The organism is Rhizobium oryzicola (assembly GCF_030504645.1).
GTDB lineage: Bacteria > Pseudomonadota > Alphaproteobacteria > Rhizobiales > Rhizobiaceae > Neorhizobium > Neorhizobium oryzicola.
Map to the genome: position 1 here is coordinate 21,554 of NZ_JAUKWQ010000007.1, position 16,606 is coordinate 38,159.

At 59.0% G+C, this 16,606-nt stretch carries 16 protein-coding genes; 8 read left to right on the forward strand and 8 right to left on the reverse strand.

Annotated elements, in window-relative coordinates; genetic code table 11:
* Position 1 precedes the first annotated feature (1 nt).
* Complete coding sequence (locus Q2T52_RS18980; protein ID WP_436799557.1) at positions 2 to 1,267, reverse strand: polysaccharide biosynthesis/export family protein; 1,266 nt, start codon at positions 1,265 to 1,267, stop codon at positions 2 to 4.
* 129 nt (positions 1,268 to 1,396) lie between these two features.
* Positions 1,397 to 2,077 carry a sugar transferase gene (locus tag Q2T52_RS18985; RefSeq protein WP_302078405.1) on the reverse strand — a complete coding sequence of 227 codons (681 nt, stop codon included), beginning with the start codon at positions 2,075 to 2,077 and terminating at the stop codon, positions 1,397 to 1,399.
* Positions 2,078 to 2,759: 682 nt separating this feature from the next.
* On the opposite strand from Q2T52_RS18985, the gene Q2T52_RS18990 reads away from it, so the two are divergent.
* Both Q2T52_RS18990 and Q2T52_RS18995 read left to right on the forward strand, forming a co-directional pair.
* Entirely contained in the window at positions 2,760 to 3,050 is a 291-nt protein-coding gene (locus tag Q2T52_RS18990; protein ID WP_302078406.1) for an exopolysaccharide production repressor protein, read from the forward strand.
* Positions 3,051 to 3,142: 92 nt separating this feature from the next.
* A complete protein-coding gene (locus tag Q2T52_RS18995) occupies positions 3,143 to 4,159 on the forward strand; it encodes a glycosyltransferase family 2 protein (protein WP_302078407.1) in 1,017 nt (338 codons plus the stop codon).
* Here Q2T52_RS18995 and Q2T52_RS19000 read toward each other — a convergent pair.
* Positions 4,150 to 5,097 carry a polysaccharide pyruvyl transferase family protein gene (locus tag Q2T52_RS19000; protein ID WP_302078408.1) on the reverse strand — a complete coding sequence of 316 codons (948 nt, stop codon included), beginning with the start codon at positions 5,095 to 5,097 and terminating at the stop codon, positions 4,150 to 4,152. The two genes, Q2T52_RS18995 and Q2T52_RS19000, sit on opposite strands and share 10 nt — an antisense overlap.
* 66 nt (positions 5,098 to 5,163) lie before the next feature.
* A complete protein-coding gene (locus Q2T52_RS19005) occupies positions 5,164 to 6,147 on the reverse strand; it encodes a glycosyltransferase family A protein (protein ID WP_302078409.1) in 984 nt (327 codons plus the stop codon).
* Between the two features lie 738 nt (positions 6,148 to 6,885).
* Between Q2T52_RS19005 and exoK the strand changes: the two genes are divergently transcribed.
* From exoK to Q2T52_RS19035, 6 genes are all read left to right on the forward strand, one after another.
* Positions 6,886 to 7,656, forward strand: coding sequence for an endo-1,3-1,4-beta-glycanase ExoK (gene exoK, locus Q2T52_RS19010; RefSeq protein WP_302078567.1), 771 nt, complete (start codon positions 6,886 to 6,888; stop codon positions 7,654 to 7,656).
* Positions 7,657 to 7,726: 70 nt separating this feature from the next.
* Positions 7,727 to 8,923 carry a glycosyltransferase family protein gene (locus Q2T52_RS19015; RefSeq protein ID WP_302078410.1) on the forward strand — a complete coding sequence of 399 codons (1,197 nt, stop codon included), beginning with the start codon at positions 7,727 to 7,729 and terminating at the stop codon, positions 8,921 to 8,923.
* Positions 8,924 to 8,926: 3 nt separating this feature from the next.
* Positions 8,927 to 9,925, forward strand: a complete 999-nt coding sequence (locus Q2T52_RS19020) for a glycosyltransferase family 2 protein (protein WP_302078411.1) — start codon at positions 8,927 to 8,929, stop codon at positions 9,923 to 9,925.
* Complete coding sequence (locus Q2T52_RS19025; protein ID WP_302078412.1) at positions 9,922 to 10,857, forward strand: glycosyltransferase family 2 protein; 936 nt, start codon at positions 9,922 to 9,924, stop codon at positions 10,855 to 10,857. The genes Q2T52_RS19020 and Q2T52_RS19025 overlap by 4 nt, the downstream gene beginning before the upstream one ends.
* On the forward strand, positions 10,854 to 11,831 hold the full coding sequence (locus tag Q2T52_RS19030) for a glycosyltransferase family 2 protein (RefSeq protein ID WP_302078413.1): 978 nt from the start codon (positions 10,854 to 10,856) through the stop codon (positions 11,829 to 11,831). Before Q2T52_RS19025 ends, Q2T52_RS19030 begins: the two co-directional genes overlap by 4 nt.
* 27 nt (positions 11,832 to 11,858) lie before the next feature.
* Positions 11,859 to 14,213 (forward strand): Wzz/FepE/Etk N-terminal domain-containing protein, encoded by a 2,355-nt coding sequence (locus Q2T52_RS19035; RefSeq protein ID WP_302078568.1) that lies wholly within the window; start codon positions 11,859 to 11,861, stop codon positions 14,211 to 14,213.
* A gap of 51 nt (positions 14,214 to 14,264) precedes the next feature.
* Here Q2T52_RS19035 and Q2T52_RS19040 read toward each other — a convergent pair whose 3' ends face one another.
* The 4 genes from Q2T52_RS19040 to cyoC form a co-directional block, all read right to left on the reverse strand.
* On the reverse strand, positions 14,265 to 14,441 hold the full coding sequence (locus tag Q2T52_RS19040; protein ID WP_302078414.1) for a hypothetical protein: 177 nt from the start codon (positions 14,439 to 14,441) through the stop codon (positions 14,265 to 14,267).
* Between the two features lie 330 nt (positions 14,442 to 14,771).
* Entirely contained in the window at positions 14,772 to 15,518 is a 747-nt protein-coding gene (locus tag Q2T52_RS19045; RefSeq protein WP_302078415.1) for an SURF1 family protein, read from the reverse strand.
* 61 nt (positions 15,519 to 15,579) lie between these two features.
* On the reverse strand, positions 15,580 to 15,987 hold the full coding sequence (gene cyoD / locus Q2T52_RS19050; RefSeq protein WP_302078416.1) for a cytochrome o ubiquinol oxidase subunit IV: 408 nt from the start codon (positions 15,985 to 15,987) through the stop codon (positions 15,580 to 15,582).
* Positions 15,984 to 16,604 (reverse strand): cytochrome o ubiquinol oxidase subunit III, encoded by a 621-nt coding sequence (gene cyoC, locus Q2T52_RS19055; RefSeq protein WP_302078417.1) that lies wholly within the window; start codon positions 16,602 to 16,604, stop codon positions 15,984 to 15,986. Before cyoC ends, cyoD begins: the two co-directional genes overlap by 4 nt.
* Between the last annotated feature and the right edge of the window lie 2 nt (positions 16,605 to 16,606).

Genomic DNA, 16,606 nt, shown 5'->3' on the forward strand with positions numbered 1-16,606 from the left:
CTCACTGCATCAGCAATTGCGAGGAAACCTTCACGACGTCGCCGGGCCGCACCAGCGTGGCCTCGTTCGCTTCGATCTCCTTCGACCCCTGTCCCTCGTCACGCACAATGGAGTAATGGATCGTGGCGGACTTTCCGCTGGGGTCGAACTTCAGGGCTTCAGCAGATTGTGCCAGAGCTTCCGCGACAAGCTGCTGGCTGGTGGAAATCTGCAGGTTCAGCTTTTCCATCTCGGCCTCGGTATCCTGGAGATCCTTGGCCCGTTGCGCCTGCCAGTCGTTACGAAGATTGACCTCATCCTGCTGTGCCTGCGTGATCTGCTGCTTGGCACGCAGTGAATTGGTGTCGATATCAAGCAGCGTCGATTGGAGTTCCGCCGTGCGCTTTTCGATGTCGAGCAGACGCGTACTGAGCGCCAGGCCCTGTTCGCTGAGGCGGCTCACCTTGTCGCGATCTTCCTGCGCCAGTTCCAGCTGCCGGGTCTGCGTGTCCGTCTTGCGCTTCAGCGATTCCACTTCGCTCTGAAGAAGCGATTTCAGGTCAGCCAAGGCCTTCAACTGGAGTTCGTAACGGTCGCGGCGCTGCTTCATCAGTGCCGTTTCGCTACGGATCAGCTCGTCCGCATTCGGAACCCGCTCCAGTTCCTTGGGCATCTTGATGTCAGCGTTGCCGTTGTTTTCGGCCAGAAGGCGAGCGTGCCGCGCAATCAGCCGGGCGCGCTGAGAATCATAGACGGCCATGTCGCCCTTGGCATTGATGAAATCGCGAGCGAAGCGCTGCCCGGATTCCGAGCGCCGGAGCCCACCGGCAAGGCTGACGGCCTTTAGGACGGTCAGGTTCGGTGAAAAGGGATATTCACCGGGGGTGTGGACATCGCCGGCCAGATAGACCGGCCGGAACTGTGCGACTTCAACGGACGCTGAAGGCAAATTGCGAAGGGCAAACTGCTGCTGCAACTGCTTGCCGATCTCAGTGCCGATTTCCGCCGGCGTCTTGCCGGCCGCCTTCAGCTCCCCGATGAAGGGGAGAGCAACGCCGCCATCTGGCCCGATGCTATAATCCCCTGAAAGTGCATCCCAGTTGCGGATGGTGCCATCCGTGGGCTGCCATTCGGCGATGCGGATGCGCACCTTGTCCATGACGCCCAGGCGGTAGGTGTCATCGGCTGCCATCGCCGACTGCCCCGCAAACATCGTGAGGGCGAGGACCAGTCCGGTGACCTGCAAGCCTTGCCGGTTACGATGCTGCCGTTTCAGTGTTTTCGACATGAATGACCTCTGAATTCAACGGACAGGCGGCGGGCTCGGGAGGCCCTGCATCCTGTCCGGGAATGAACCTGCGTCGAAATAGGGTGCTATGCCTGTAAGGGAAGCGGTGACAGGGTGACTGACGTGCCGTCAGTAGCTGCCACGAGAAAGGCAAACGGCCGGAATGGTCTTCAGGATGATCGAGACATCCGTCATCAGCGACCAGTTCTGGACATAGTGGGTATCGAAGGCGATACGGCTTTCATAGGATACATCGTTGCGGCCACTGATCTGCCACAGGCCCGTCAGGCCCGGGCGGGTCTGCAGGTAGTAGACGGCAAAGTTATCGTAGAGCGTCAGTTCATCATCGACGACCGGACGCGGTCCCACCACACTCATCTCGCCACGCAGAATGTTCAGAAGCTGCGGCAGTTCATCAAGGCTGAGCTTACGCAACACGCTGCCAACGGCTGTTACACGCGGATCGTTCTTCAGCTTGCGCGTGGTACGCCATTCCTCGGCGGCTTCCGGGTTATTCTGAAGGTGTCGGCGTAGCACCTCGTCTCCGTTCACCATCATGGTGCGGAACTTCAGGCATTTGAAATAGCGGCCATTATGGCCGACACGGCGGTGTCCGTAGAATGCGGGACCGGGATCGGTCAGCTTCACGAGTGTCAGGATCAGCAAAAAAAGCGGACTGAACACCAGGAGAGCTGCCACTGCCGTCGTAACATCGAATGCACGTTTGGCGAGCCCGCCGGTTGGGAAGGCGAGCTGCATTTCTTCAGATGCATCAAACGGCGAATTTGCCGATCGTGTCGCGGACTTCATAGAGGGAACTCCATTTTGGTTGCGAATGGTCGGTGCCTTTGCGGCGCGTTAGAGCTTGCGAATGTGATTATAATTATGTGTTCTGAATTTGTTGCCAGTCCTTTTTTTGCACCGAAAGCCGTACAACCGTTTCAAAAGGGGTTTGCACAGGCATTCGCAGGCTAGAGGGACAATGCTATAAAAGAATTTTTCGAATGGTTTTTCGAATTTTACTGTTTGATTTCGGAAATTTTCAGGTCGTTCTCCAAGCTAAGACGTGACTTTTACAGTTTTAGATGGCACTTCACTTGAATGCATTAGAGGTATGAAATCTTTCTTTAACCCAGTTTGGTTACCTTAATATCTGTCAGTTAATCATATTTCTGCACTGCAATGACCATGCTGCACTGCAATGAAGGCCATCAGGCGCCGCAACTTCTGTGTAACAAATTTTGATCCCTGCTCGCGGCTTACCGTGGCACTTCGATGCGTATTCTCGTTTTGGTTGCGTCAAATGCGTCCTAAATCTGTCATCACAATTTCAGGCTAACGAACCTGATGACGAAAAGTTCTATGGCCGGTACCCACGCCGATGTGCTAATAGGATAGATGCAGTCTTTAGAAAGCTTACCGGCTGCAGCGTCGGACCAGAGGCACATGTTCCCGTGATGACTTCGAAGCCCACGCGTCCGGGAGGGTTGTGATGTACGCACCGCGTGCGCTTTTCAGTATGCTGGTGGTTTTGGTGGTCTTTGCCATTTCCACTTACCTTCTGTACGGCTCTTTCTGGAGTACGGTTCTTCAGACGATCCTGTGCGCCATCATCCTGCAGGTTGGATATTTTCTTGCGGTTGTTTTCCTGGTGAGACGGGAACACGCCCTGCGACAGGCTGATCCTGACGACGCGACTGCCGTTTCTCGCTCGCGTGAAACCAATCGTTCGGAAGAGGCGCATCCGGCGTCTGCGCCAAGCCTCAAGGTCGGCGATCGCTAAATAGTCAATTCCGATTCAAATTCAGATCTTCCATATCCTCGTCAATTTCCTAGGTTTGCATTGGGGAAAGAATCGACGGAACGGAGGCTGGGATGACTGGAATGACCGGTGATGGCGTATGCGTTATCATTGCCGCCAAGGATGCGGCCGATACGATCGGCAAGGCGATTGCATCCGCGCTTGCGGAAGCGCCTGTCCGGGAAGTGGTTGTCGTGGATGACGGTTCCTCGGATGGCACTGCTGACGTGGGACGGGCTCTGGATGATGGCTCCGGCCGGGTCAAGGTGATCCGCTTCGACCGCAATCGGGGTCCATCTGCAGCTCGCAATGCGGCCATAGCGGCATCGTCGTCGCCGCTGATTAGCATTCTCGACGCTGACGATTTCTTTTTCCCAGGCCGCTTCGAGGCCATGCTGCAGGAAACGAACTGGGATCTGATCGCCGACAATATCGGCTTCATCCACCACGATGCCTCCATGAGCGTTCAACCGGATCGCTTCCATCCGCGGACACGGCAATTGTCACTCATTGATTTCGTCAACGGCAATATCTCGAAGCGCGGCACCCAGCGTGGTGAGATCGGCTTTCTCAAGCCCGTCATTCGCCGGGATTTTCTGCTCCGGCATTCGCTGCGCTACAATGAGGATCTGCGACTCGGCGAGGATTACGATCTTTATCTCAGGGCATTGGCGCTTGGTGCGCGTTACAAGGTCATCGATCATTGCGGTTATGGTGCGGTGGTGCGTGCCAATTCGCTCAGCGGCCGCCATCGTACCGAAGATCTTGGCCGGCTTTACCGGGCGGAAAAAGCCATTCGGGAAACGCTAGGCCTGCTCGATGCCCAGCAGGCGGCGGCCGTGCTGCGACACGAACGCCAGATCAAGGCGCGCTACGAACTGAGGAATTTTCTCGATATCGGCAAGTCACGCGGCAAGCCTGCGGCGATCCTGCATATGCTGGGACGTCCCGATGCGGCGCCTGCGATCATATCAGGTGTGCTAGGGGACAAACTGGATGCCGTGACACGGGCGCGAAAGGCCCCGCCGGCACCGGTGCCAGCGGGTCAGTTGCGCTATCTTCTGCCGGCGGTGCCCGTTGCTCAGAAATAGTCCCGGCGAACCCCTTCGATCACCTGCATGAAGCGCTCCTTCTTCGCTTCCAGCGCCCCATCCGGGGAGAGCTGCGGTTCTGCGCGGCTCGCCTGCCAGAGCGCAAGCGTGGAGGGGGCGGCTAGCATCTGCTTTGCCACGGATCGGAAGCTTCCGCCGGATGTTGCCTGACGCGATAGCGTCGCCACCGTGTCCGCCCCAGGATATGGCGCAGGCGCATTCTCCTGCGCGTTGGGGAATTTCAATCCCCAGAAGCGCGATTGCTTGCGCACGGCTTCAGCACGCGTGGAAACCGGTACGTAGCGTGGCGCATAGGTTGCCCCGACGGAACTTGCCCAATCGGTCCATTTGAAGTTGTTGATGGAACGGGAGGTGCTGACGGCAACCCATGGCACGCGGAAGGCATCTGCCAGAATGGCACCGTGCATGGATTCGGCTACGATGAATTCCGACTGCGCAATGCGCGTGATGACGGATTTCGCCTCTTCACGGGGATCGAGATAGGTCAGCCCGGCCGGTTCGCAGGCCTGCTTCCAAATCCCGAACTCTGCCGATTCCCAATGAGGGATAAAGGTTTTCTTGTAGCGTTTCGGCTGATTGCGGAATTCCGGCATGTCCGCGACCATCACCGCCGGATCGACGATGCCCATCTCGGTCGGCAGATTGAGCTTGGCAGCCGTCAGCGGTCCGCGAACGCAGCGCACATCCCATTCGGCGGTGTTGGTGATATCAGGTGGCATGCCGTAGCCGTAACCGCTGCCGATCACGAGCTTTCGGGTGCCAGTTGGCAGCAGGACCGGATTGAGAACGGTGCCGACGCCGACCAGAAGAACATCCGGGTGGCTGTCTCGGAGCCCCGGCAGAAGGTAATCCCAGAGCCAGAGATTGAGGTCGTCGCCGAAATTCCCGTGGTGCGATTCCCAGTGGTAAGGCTTCATGTCGAGTGATCCTTCAGGCGATAGGGGAGGGTGAAGTCCAGCGCGCATCAGCGCGCTGCGGCTTCGTCAACGGGAGCTTCCGGCAGCCGCGACAGGCTTAAGTTTGCCGGCACCCAGTTCAAATGCGGCACGGATGAGAGCCGGATCACGCAGTGCCCAGCGGGCAAGAAGCGTGAGATCCGGCATTTTCTTCCGCTTCACCAGACCGGCCTGGCTCCACAGTGCCTGCCGTCTTGCGGTGTTTTTGTAGGAGGCAATGGATGCGACATCCGCCGGACGGCGGGCAAACCGCTGCTCCAGCGTGTCGAGTGCCACCCAGGTATTGAACTGCTGGCGCAGGAACTGCGGCGACTGGTTGTCGATACTGTGGAAGATGTTGATGCCACGCCCGCGTTTTGCACCGGCATCGTCGCAGAGCAGCGGACGGCGCGCGGCCAGAATGCAGTCGCAGAAGAACAGCACGTCTTCCGCCGCAAGGCGCAGCGATGGATCAAAGCGCACCTTCTCGAAGATATGGCGCCCGATCACCATGCAGGAGAGGTGCAGGAAGCTCCAGTTCTTCAGCATGGTGCTGGCGAGATCGGGGATTTCGAGCAGAAGCGGCTTCTCCGAAAGGCGTACCGCCCCTTCCGTCTTTTCGAGCGTCGCCATGCCGAAGTGGTAATAGAAATCCTCATCCGGCTGCATCGAGGCCCAATAACAATCGCCATCAAAGGCGGTGAGGCTCTCATAGGCGTTCTTCAGATGATCCGGCAGCCAGATGTCATCCGAATCAAGCAGCGCGACATAGCGGGTATCCGTTGGTACATTGTCCAAACCCGTGTTGCGTGCGCCGCCAGGGCCTGCGTTCAGTTGCTTGATAAGCCGAACCTTGTCCAACTGTTCCGGCGGCAGCTTTTCCAATTCCCGTTCCGCGGGGAAAGGTGATTCGTCATCAACGACGATGACCTCGAAATCCTGGTAGGTCTGCTGGAAGATCGATTGCAGGGCGCGCCCCAGCACGCCTTCCTGCTTCTGGTAAAACGGGATGATGATCGTAAATGTTGCCATATGTCGCCCCACTGTCTCTGGAAAGTTCAGGCGAGGGATGACGTTTTCCCGCACCCGCGTTTGAGCGGCAGTTCAGCACCAGTTTCCTCCCGACACCGGTACCCTGTGGATATCTGTTTCGTCTCTCCTCATCGTCAAGATGGCGTGTCTTCTCCCAAGCAGGGCAGAGACAGAGCCAGCTTTAAGGCTGAAGTTTGACGTCTGCCCCGCTCTCATCCGCCCTCAAGTCCTCTTTCGTCCGTCCCGGTTTCGCCGCATTTGAACCGGAAGCGGCTCCGAATTCCGCACGACCATTTACATAGTCCATTTTTTACTGATACCTTATCATAAAATTTCTGAAAAGGCTTCCCTTGCGAAGTCCTTGGCGCCAAGGGCAGTTGCGGGAAATGTTCAAGCCTGCGAACAGAGCGGAGAGGGCACAAATCTGATAGGTACTTGAGATTTTGCTGCACTGCCACATTTTCCACGAAACTGGGCAGCATGCTTTTCAGCAAGTTCTGAAGTGAGTCTGCTGTAGACGACAACCGGTCGCGAGGGGAGGCGCGGCTCAAGAGGGGTACACGATATGACCGCAGGTCAGAGCATATCCTCCCGTTGCACGCCGATGAGCAGCCCGCTTGTCGTGATGCTGTCGATGGTGCCTTGTTCCTCGAAGGTAGCCCTTCATCGCCGCACAAACGTGACGATTCCCACGCAGTTCCGAAAGATTGGAGGTGAATGATGTCCCATCTTCACGGCATGTCCCGGACCATTTTCCCCACCCTTAGCCTTGGTCTTCTTCTCTTGTCTGGTTCTGCGTCCGCGCAGGAGCCACTCGGCAGCTCCTTCGTGGAAAACTTCGATCGGTTGGATCCATCGATCTGGTACATTTCCGATGGCTGGAACAATGGCGGTCATCAGAACTGCCAGTGGTCCAAGGACGCGGTGAAGGTCGAAAACGGTCGCCTCGTGCTCACCTTCCAGGCCGCTGATGTGAAGGATCGCCAATATGCCTGCGGCGAAATCCAGACCCTAAAGCGGTTCAGCTATGGCACCTATGAAATCCGCATGAAGGCTGCGACGGGTTCGGGGCTCAACTCTGCCTTCTTCAGCTATATCGGCCCGACCGACAAGAAGCCGCATGACGAGATCGACTTCGAAGTGCTGGGCAAGAATACGGCCCAAGTGCAGGTCAACCAGTATATTAATGGCAAGGCCGGCAATGAGAAGCTTGTGCCGGTCGCAGGTGGTGCGGACAAGGCTTACAATGATTACGCCTTCATCTGGGAAGAAAACCGGCTGCGGTTTTTCGTGAACGGCAAGCTGGTCCAGGACGTCACCGACAAGGCGAAAATCCCGACCAACCCGCAGAAGATCTTCGCAAGCCTTTGGGGCACCGACACGCTGAAGGATTGGATGGGCACCTTTGCCTATAACGGGCCGGTTCAGATGGAGGTGGATCGCATCGCCTTCACCAAGCTGGGCGAAAGCTGCCGTTTCCCCGAATCCGTGCTCTGCACCACGAACTGACCCGTATCGCACGGGTCGGATCTTTCTCTTTGCATCGCCCCGATGAAGGCTGAGACAGGAGTAGCGTCGTTTGAACCTGAATGTTCTTTACCTCGCCCATGACCTTTCGGATGCCGCGGTCCGCCGGCGTGTCGTCACGCTGCAAGCCGGCGGTGCCCGTGTCACGGTCGCCGGTTTCCAGCGCAAGGATAATCTTCTGCAAGGCGAGGCTGAGGTCAGGAGCATTTTGCTGGGGCGCACCGCCGATGGCAGGCTTGGTCAACGTATCGCGGCAGTTCTCAAGGCTCGTCTGTCCCTTGGGCGGCTTCTTCGCGGCATTGAGAAACCTGATGTCATCATTGCCCGCAACCTGGAAATGCTGGCCCTTTCAAAAGGAGCCTCATCCTTCTTTGGCGGCGTGCCTGTTGTCTACGAATGTCTGGATATCCACCGGCTTCTGCTGGACGATGGCATCAAAGGGCGCTTGCTGCGGGGAGCGGAAGCCAGTTTTGGCCGGGGCGCATCCTTGCTGATCACCAGTTCACCGGCCTTTATCGAGCATTATTTCAACACGCGTTCCGGTCTCCACCTTCCGACATTGCTGCTTGAGAACAAGGTACTTGAGCTGCAGTCACCGGCAGGGGAGGGCAAGCCGCGGCTTCGCCCGCCGGCGCCCGGCGAGCCCTGGCGGATCGGCTGGTTTGGTGCGATCCGTTGCGCCAAATCCTTCCGCATCCTGGCCGAGTTTGCCGCGCGCATGGAAGGTCGCGTCGAAATCATTATTCGGGGGCGACCGTCACCCCGGGAATTCGCCGACTTTAATTCACTGGTGGCGGCTTCTCCGCATGTCCGCTTTCACGGCGCCTACAAAAACCCGGAGGATCTGGCGGAGATCTACCGCGAGGTCCAGTTCGTCTGGGCGATCGACTTCTTCGAGGAAGGGTTGAACTCGAGCTGGCTGCTGCCCAACCGGCTGTATGAAGGCTCGCTGCATGGCGCCATACCGATCGCGCTTCAATCGACCGAGACGGGTCGATATCTGGGCAGCCGCAGCCTCGGGCTGCTCATGGAGCGCGCCAACCCCGAAGAACTTCATGCGCATTTCAGCGCGATGAACGCTGACGCCTATACGGATCTCTTCGAGAGCCTCGCCCGTGTGGACCGCGCCCACTGGGTCACTGGCCCCTCTGATTGCGTGGCTCTTGTGCGCCAGCTTTCCCTGCTTGGCGTGCGCGATGCTGCGCAGCCGGATCTCACCCTCACGTCCACCCTGCAATCGGAAGGTTAAAGTATGTCGTCTCCGATCCTGCCTGACATGAAAGCCCTGATCATCATTCCCTGCCTGAACGAGGCGCGCAACATCGAGCGTATCCTGCGCAAGATTGCCGCAAACCGGGGAAACCAGGACATGCTGATCGTCGTTGCGGATGGCGGCAGCAGCGACGGTACGCGTCCGATCGTGACGCGGCTGATGGAGGAGATCGAGGGGCTTGAACTTCTCAACAATCCGAAACGCATTCAAAGTGCAGCGGTCAATCTGGCGGTGGAAAAATTCGGCGCGGGCAGGGACTACCTGATCCGTATCGACGCGCATGGCGATTACCCTGATGACTACTGTCAGGCGCTGCTGCAGGAGGCGGTGGATACCGGGGCCGACTCGGTCGTCGTCGGCATGAAGACGGTCGGGTTTGGCGTATTCCAGAAGGCAACCGCTGTCGCCCAGAATTCCAAGCTCGGCAATGGTGGCTCAAAGCATCGGGCCGGCGCCTCCGGTCACTGGATCGATCATGGGCATCATGCGCTGATGCGCATTTCCGCCTTCCGCCAGGTGGGGGGATACGATGAAACCTTCACCCACAATGAAGATGCGGAACTGGATTTTCGTCTGCGCAAGTCGGGCTTCCGCATCTGGATGACCGCCAAGACCTATATGGTCTATTACCCACGCTCTGCGCCCTATCCGCTGTTTCGCCAATATCTCGGCTATGGCCGAGGGCGCGCCCGCAATCTTTTGAAGCATCGGTCCATCCCGAAGCTCAGGCAGGCCATTCCGCTTGCCGTGCTGCCTGTCGTCGTGGGCGCGTTGCTCGCCGTGCTCCATTGGGCAGCGGCGGTACCGTTGATCGTATGGGTTGTTGCCTGCCTCGGTTACGGCGTCTGGATCGCGTTGTCCGAGCGCAACGCTTACGGGCCGCTTGCGGCACTTTCGGCCATGATCATGCATCTCGCCTGGTCTGCGGGCTTCTGGTTGGAACTGTTGAAGATCAAACCCCGGAGGGCAGCGGCATGATGGATGGGCGGGATCAATCCGTCGTGCGGGTCGATATCGGTGTCTGCACCTTTCGACGGTCGGAACTGGAGGCGACCCTGGCGTCGCTTTTTCAGCTTCTCGTTCCAGCGGGCGTGAAGGTGCGCATTATCGTTGCTGACAATGATGAGGTGCCAAGCGCGGAGGCGCTGGTCGAGAGTTTGCGCGCTCGCTCGCCGTTCGACATCTTCTATGTGCATTGCCCGAAATCCAATATTTCGATTGCGCGCAATGCCTGCCTGTCCGCCAGCCGCGCCGACTATCTCGCTTTCATCGACGATGACGAAACGGCAAGCGTCGAATGGCTTTCGCAATTGCTGGAGACGGCCTCTCACACGGCGGCGGATGCGGTTCTGGGGCCTGTTCAGGCAGTCTATGATGACCGGGCTCCGGCCTGGATGCGGGTGGGCGATTTCCATTCCACTCTGCCGGTCTTTGTCGATCGCTCTATCCGCACGGGTTATACCTGCAATGTGCTGCTCGACCTGCGCTCCCCGCGCATTCGCGGTCGGCGGTTCGCGCTCAGCCTCGGGCAGAGTGGTGGAGAGGACACCCATTTCTTTACGCAGGTGACTGATGCCGGCGGGCGCATTGCCTTTGCGGAAAAGGCTCTGGTGCTGGAACCGGTACCGGAAAAGCGGGCGCGCTTCGGCTGGCTGATGAAGCGGCGCTTCCGCTCCGGCCAGACGCATGGGCGGATTGTCGGTGCTAAAAACTCAACGGTCGGTCGGCTTTCGCAGGCGGCACTTGCTGGTGCAAAGGCGGCTTTTTGCCTTCTGGGTTCTGCGGCCTATCTTCTCTCGCCGATCGAACGCAACCGCTATGCCCTGCGGGGTGTCCTTCATCTGGGCGCCATTAGCGGCATCATGGGCATGCGGGAAATTCGTCAGTATGGTTCGGTGGAGGCAGCATGAGCTTGGATGCAATGCCGGATGTCAGCTTCGTGGTCGCCGCATATAATGCGCGCGAAACCATTGCCCGCACGCTGGAGAGTGCGCTGACCCAGGTGGGCGTCACTTTGGAAGTGATTGTGGTGGATGACCGCTCGACGGATGGTACGGCGGAGCTTGTCCGCTACTATGGCGACCCGCGCGTTCGACTGGTCGAACTGCCGGTCAATTCCGGCCCAGGTGCGGCCCGCAATGCCGGCATCGAAGCGGCGCGTGGGCGCTGGATCGCGGTTCTCGATTCCGATGATGAGATCCTGCCGCATCGCACCGCTGCCATGATCGCCTGTGCCGGTGCAAAGTCTGCCGAGATCGTTGTCGATAATCTTCAGGTGGTGAAGCCCGGCGCGCCGCGCGACGTCATGTTCTCCGAGCGGGAACTGCAGAAGCGCGAGATGCTGACCCTGGCCGACTTCATCGACTCCAATGTCATTTTCCGCTCCACCTATAACTTTGGCTACATGAAGCCGATGTTCGAGCGCGCGTTTCTGAACCGGTTGGGTCTGCGCTTCGATGAGAGCCTGAGGATAGGCGAGGATTATCTGCTTCTCGCCTCCGCGCTTGCCAGCGGCGGACGGTGCGCCATCGAACCCTCGGTCGGCTATGTCTACCATATCCGCGAAGGCTCGATATCACGCGTACTGGAACCGCGGCATGTGCGTGCCATGATCGAGGCCGATAGTAGCTTCGTTGCCCGCTACCCCTTGGACGCCAAGGCCGCTGCCGCGCAAGGGCGGCGCAGCCGCAGTCTGGTGGAGGCGGATGCCTTCCTGGCGCTGGTGGAGGCGATCAAGAAAAGGTCCGCGGGCGATTGCCTGCGGATTGCGCTGAAACATCCGGCGGCACTCCGTCATCTCAAAATGCCGATTGCGGCGCGGATGCGCCGGATCATCCAGCCAACACCGCGTCTCACAAAGGCGTCTTCCCGATCAGCTGGCTGATCGTCTGGGCTCAGAAGGATCTTCATGATGGATCAAATCAACTTCCGCACGACGACCACATATCCGGGCGCTCCCAGGGAAACCGATAGCTTCATTGATTTGGACCGGCTGTTCACGATCGTGATGCGCCGCCTGAAACTGATTGGCATCTGCGTCGTCGTGGCCATGGTGCTGGCCGGCGCCTACTTGCTTGTGACACCCTCCACCTATACGGCGATGACGCAGATCCTGATCGACGAAAACCTCTCTCGCTATGCGGAGGAGGAGCAGAATGCGCAGTCTGCCCAGCAGATCGACAACCGCATCGCAAGCGCTGTCGAGATCCTCAAGTCCAAGGCCCTGGCGCTGCGGGTGACGGATGAGGCGGGCCTTGCGGATAACGATACCTTCCTCAATCCGCCCGCCTCTCCGATTGCGTTGGCAAAGGATTCGGTCAAAAGCATCCTGGCGCTGGTGAAACGCGGTGGCCCCACGGTATCCGAGGCTGATGCTCGCAACGGGCGGCGCGAAAAGGCAGCTGCCATGTTGCAGCAGGCGCTGGAAGCCGACCGCGTCGGGCGCAGTTCCGTTATCGCGGTTTCGGTCAAATCGTCCACGCCGCAACTGTCGGCTCGGATCGCGCGGGCCTATGCGGAGGCTTACGTCTCCGAACAGCTGAACGCGAATTTTGAGGCGACAGAACGCGCCTCCAATTGGCTGCAGGAGCGTCTGACCGAACTCAACAACCGCTCGCAGGAAGCATCCATGGCGGTCGAGAAATACAAGATCGACCACGGTTTGATTTCGCCGCGCGGCGAACTTCTCTCGGCGCAGCAGCTTTCCGATCTCACCAGCCAGTTGATCGTGGCGCAGGCGGATGCCGCGACAGCGACCGCCCGCTACCAGCAATACAAGGCAATTGTTGACCAGGGGCAGGATGCCGCCGTCAACAACGCCATCGTCTCCTCCCGCGATACGGACAACACGGTTATCCAGGACCTGCGCAAGCGCTATGTGGCGACAGCCGAGCGCGAACGCGGCGTTGTGGATCAGTTCGGTGCCGATCATCCGCAGGCGAAAATGCTGGAGAGCGAGAAGTCGCAGATCGGCCAGCAGATCTACCGCGAGCTTCAGCAGCTGACCTCCGGTTTCCGCAATGATGCCGAGGTGGCAGGTTCGCGTGAGAAATCGTTGCGCGACAGCATCGACCGTGTCGCGGGCCGCAATTCCGAGGCAAATGTGTCCCTCGTCCAGCTGCGCGAACTGGAGCAGAAGGCGACGTCGCTCAAGGCACTGTACCAGACCTATCTGGACCGGTTCGAACAGGCGTTGCAGCAGCGCTCCTTCCCGATTGCCAAGGCGCGTGTCATTTCCTCCGCCGGCATCCCTTCTGCGCCGTCCAGCCCACGCAAGACGCTGACCATGGCTCTATCGATCGTGCTTGGCCTTTTTGTCGGTGGTGGCATCGCGACGGTTCTGGAACTGAAGGAACGTTCGCTGCGGGTCGGCCAGGATGTGCGAAGCCAGCTGGGCCTGCGCTTCCTCGGTTATCTGCCGCTTCTCTCGGCCTCGACGAAGGCAGCGCTTGCAGAAACTGACAAGTCGCGCAATGCGCTCGTCAAGGCCGGCGGCGGAACAGGGGGTGTTCCGGAGGATGCCAAGAAGAGCTTCAATGAGAAGCTGCGGCGGGTGACTGCCGAATATCCGCGCTCCGGCTTTACCGAAACGCTGCGCAACACAAAACTTGCCTGCGATCTGGCGCTGCCTGGACGAAGCTGCCGCGTGATTGCTGTCATTTCCGCTCTGCCTGGAGAAGGCAAGTCCACAATTGCCGCTAATCTGGCCGTGCTGCTCGGTTCGATGAACAAGCGCACACTTCTCTTGGATGCCGATCCGCACGATGGTGGTTCGAGTGGCATCCTCGGCGCAGAACCCCTGAATGGGCTGATGGAGGTGTTGCGCGGCGAGGCCCCCTGGACCAGCGCCATCACGCTGGAGCCGACCGCCAATCTCGCGATCCTGCCGATCGCCTCGCCCAACAAGGCGATGCCGCATACCAGCGAGCTACTTGCTTCCGCCGACATGACGCGCCTGATGGAAACCGTGGGCGGCAAGTTTGATTACGTGGTGGTGGATCTTGCGCCGCTGGTGCCTTCCATCGATGCCAAGGCTTTCGCGCATCATGTCGATGCCTTCGTCTGGGTGGCGGAATGGGGTGAAACCCCGGTCAAGCTCATCCGCAGCCTCATGGATGCCGAACCGTCCATCTCCTCGAAGACGGCCGGCGTGATCCTCAACAAGACGGATATGGACGAGCTTCCGAAATATGCCGATCCCGGTGCGCCGGAACGTTTTCGTGCACGTTATGCTCCCAACAGTGCGGATGAGCCGGCCATGGCCTGACCACACTTTTCGGGCTGATTTTCTGCGGGCCGCGAGCGATCGCGGCCTTTTTCATGAGGAGCGGATGACGCCAAAGAGAACGATAACGAGATAGAGCCCGAAGGCCGCCAGCGTATATATAATAAAGAATGAAACGAGGCCTCGACCGCCGCGCCGCTTTTGCTGCCGCTTCGAATAACTATCCTCGGGAGCCGTGATCGGGTCGTTTTCAGGATCTTTTGCCATCATGCCTGCCTTTCCGTGTCGAGATCCAACAGGACAGGCAGGCGAGGGTTCCGGCATAACGCCTTATACCAAATCTCGATGATAGGAATCGATTGCGCCGGAGCGATTTTGGTTTCCGGCGAGGAGAAAACCACAGTCGGACCCGTTGGTCCGGCGCGGATTTTCGACGACGTCCGGAGGCCTAAAGCGCCCGGTCCTCCGGATGGGCCGGAAATCCTTCACCGACTTTGTCGCAATCCTCGACCGATGCGGGAGCATCGCTCTCCGGTATGCTCCTTGCCGGATGAAGGCCTCCGGTCCCACGCAATCGGTTCCTATCATCGAGATTTGGTATTATTCTTCGGTCGTGGCGATCCGGTTGCGACGGCGCCAAAGATAGCTGGCAGCAGCAAGCGACATGATCGCAAGACCAAACCACGTCAGCGCATAGACCAAATGGCTGTTACGGAATTGAATGACGGTAAGGCCACCGACAGGATAACCACCCGGATTGGGGGTGGCATCTGCGTCGATGAAATAAGGCGCGGTGTTTGAAAGCGCCTGCTGTTTTGCGATGGCCTGCACATCCCGCGAATACCAGCGCCCGTTTGCCGGATCATTGGAGCGGAGGAATGCTCCGCCAGGCTCGGTGATCCGGAGCAGGCCGGTGACGGTGACATTATCCGTCGACTGACCTTCCGGGCGGGATGCGGCATCCCGCTTCTCCTGCGGGACAAAGCCACGATTGATCAGGATGGTGCCGCGGTCGGAAGTCAGAAGCGGTGTTACCACCCAGAAACCGGGGCCACGTTCGGTCACCGCCTGAACCAGCACTTCCCTGTCGCTCTGGAAGATTCCGCTCGCGGTGACGCGGCGGTATTCCGCATTGTCCGCCGAAATGCTGTTCCAGTCCGCAGGACCGGGTGCCGGGACCGCCGGTGCCGAAACACGGGCCGCGACGCGGGCAATGAGGTCCAGCTTCCAGAACAGCCTCTCGATCTGCCAGATACCCAGGCCTGAAAAGACCAGGGTCATGAAGGCCATGAAAATGGCGAGGCCGATGCGCGGCTTGCGGGCAGGTGCGGGGGCTTGGGAGGTCATGGAGTTCAGCAGTCAGCTCATACAAGAAGGGCGGCACTTTCGTGCCGCCCTGTCATACCCGTCAGGGCATGTTCTTCATCATTTCGGGGCTCATCGGCATCATGTTGGCATTCAGATGATGCATGACCCAGAGCGAACCCGCCATGGCAATGACCACGATGATGATCGTGAAGATCAGGGCCAGCATGGTCCAGCCGCCTTCCGACTTGGCGTTCATGTGCAGGAAGTAGATCATGTGAACCACGACCTGCACTGCGCCCAGGATCATGATGATCGAGGCGGTCGCAGCCTTGCTGTCGATGACATTGTTCATGACAAGCCAGAAGGGAATGGCCGTCAGGATCACCGACAGAATGAAACCGGTCATATAGCTCTTGAAGGAGCCGTGCGCGGCTTCATGCCCGTGGCTGTGCGCATGATGCGTGTTGTGGGCACTTTCGTGCGCGGGGGCTTCAGGGTGCGAGCTCATCCGAGGACTCCCAGCAGGTAGACGATGGAGAAGACGCCGATCCAGATGACGTCAAGGAAGTGCCAGAACATGGAAAGGCACATCAGGCGGCGGCGGTTGGCTTCGACGAGGCCGAACTTGGCAACCTGCACCATCAGCGTGATCAGCCAGATCGTGCCGAAGGTGACGTGCAGACCGTGCGTACCCACCAGCGTGAAGAAGATGGAGAGGAACGCGCTGCGGTCCGGACCTGCACCCTCGTGGATCAGGTGGTTGAACTCGTAGAGTTCGAGCGCCAGGAAGATCGCGCCGAAGATGCCGGTGACGAACAACCAGAGCAGCGTGCCGCTTCTGTCGTTCTTTTCCATTCGCAGCATGGCAAAGCCATAGGTGATGGAGGAGAAGAGCAGCATGGCGGTGTTGATGGCCACCAGCTTCAGGTCGAACAGGTCGGCCGGCGCAGGGCCGGCCGCATAATTGCGGCCGAGCACAGCATAGGTGACGAAGAGGACTGCGAACATCAGGCAGTCGCTCATCAGGTAGATCCAGAAGCCCAGCATGGTGCTGCTTTCCGGATGATGCTCTTCCGTCAGGTAGAATTCCGGCTTGTCGGCCGAAACGGCATGGGTGTTACTCATGG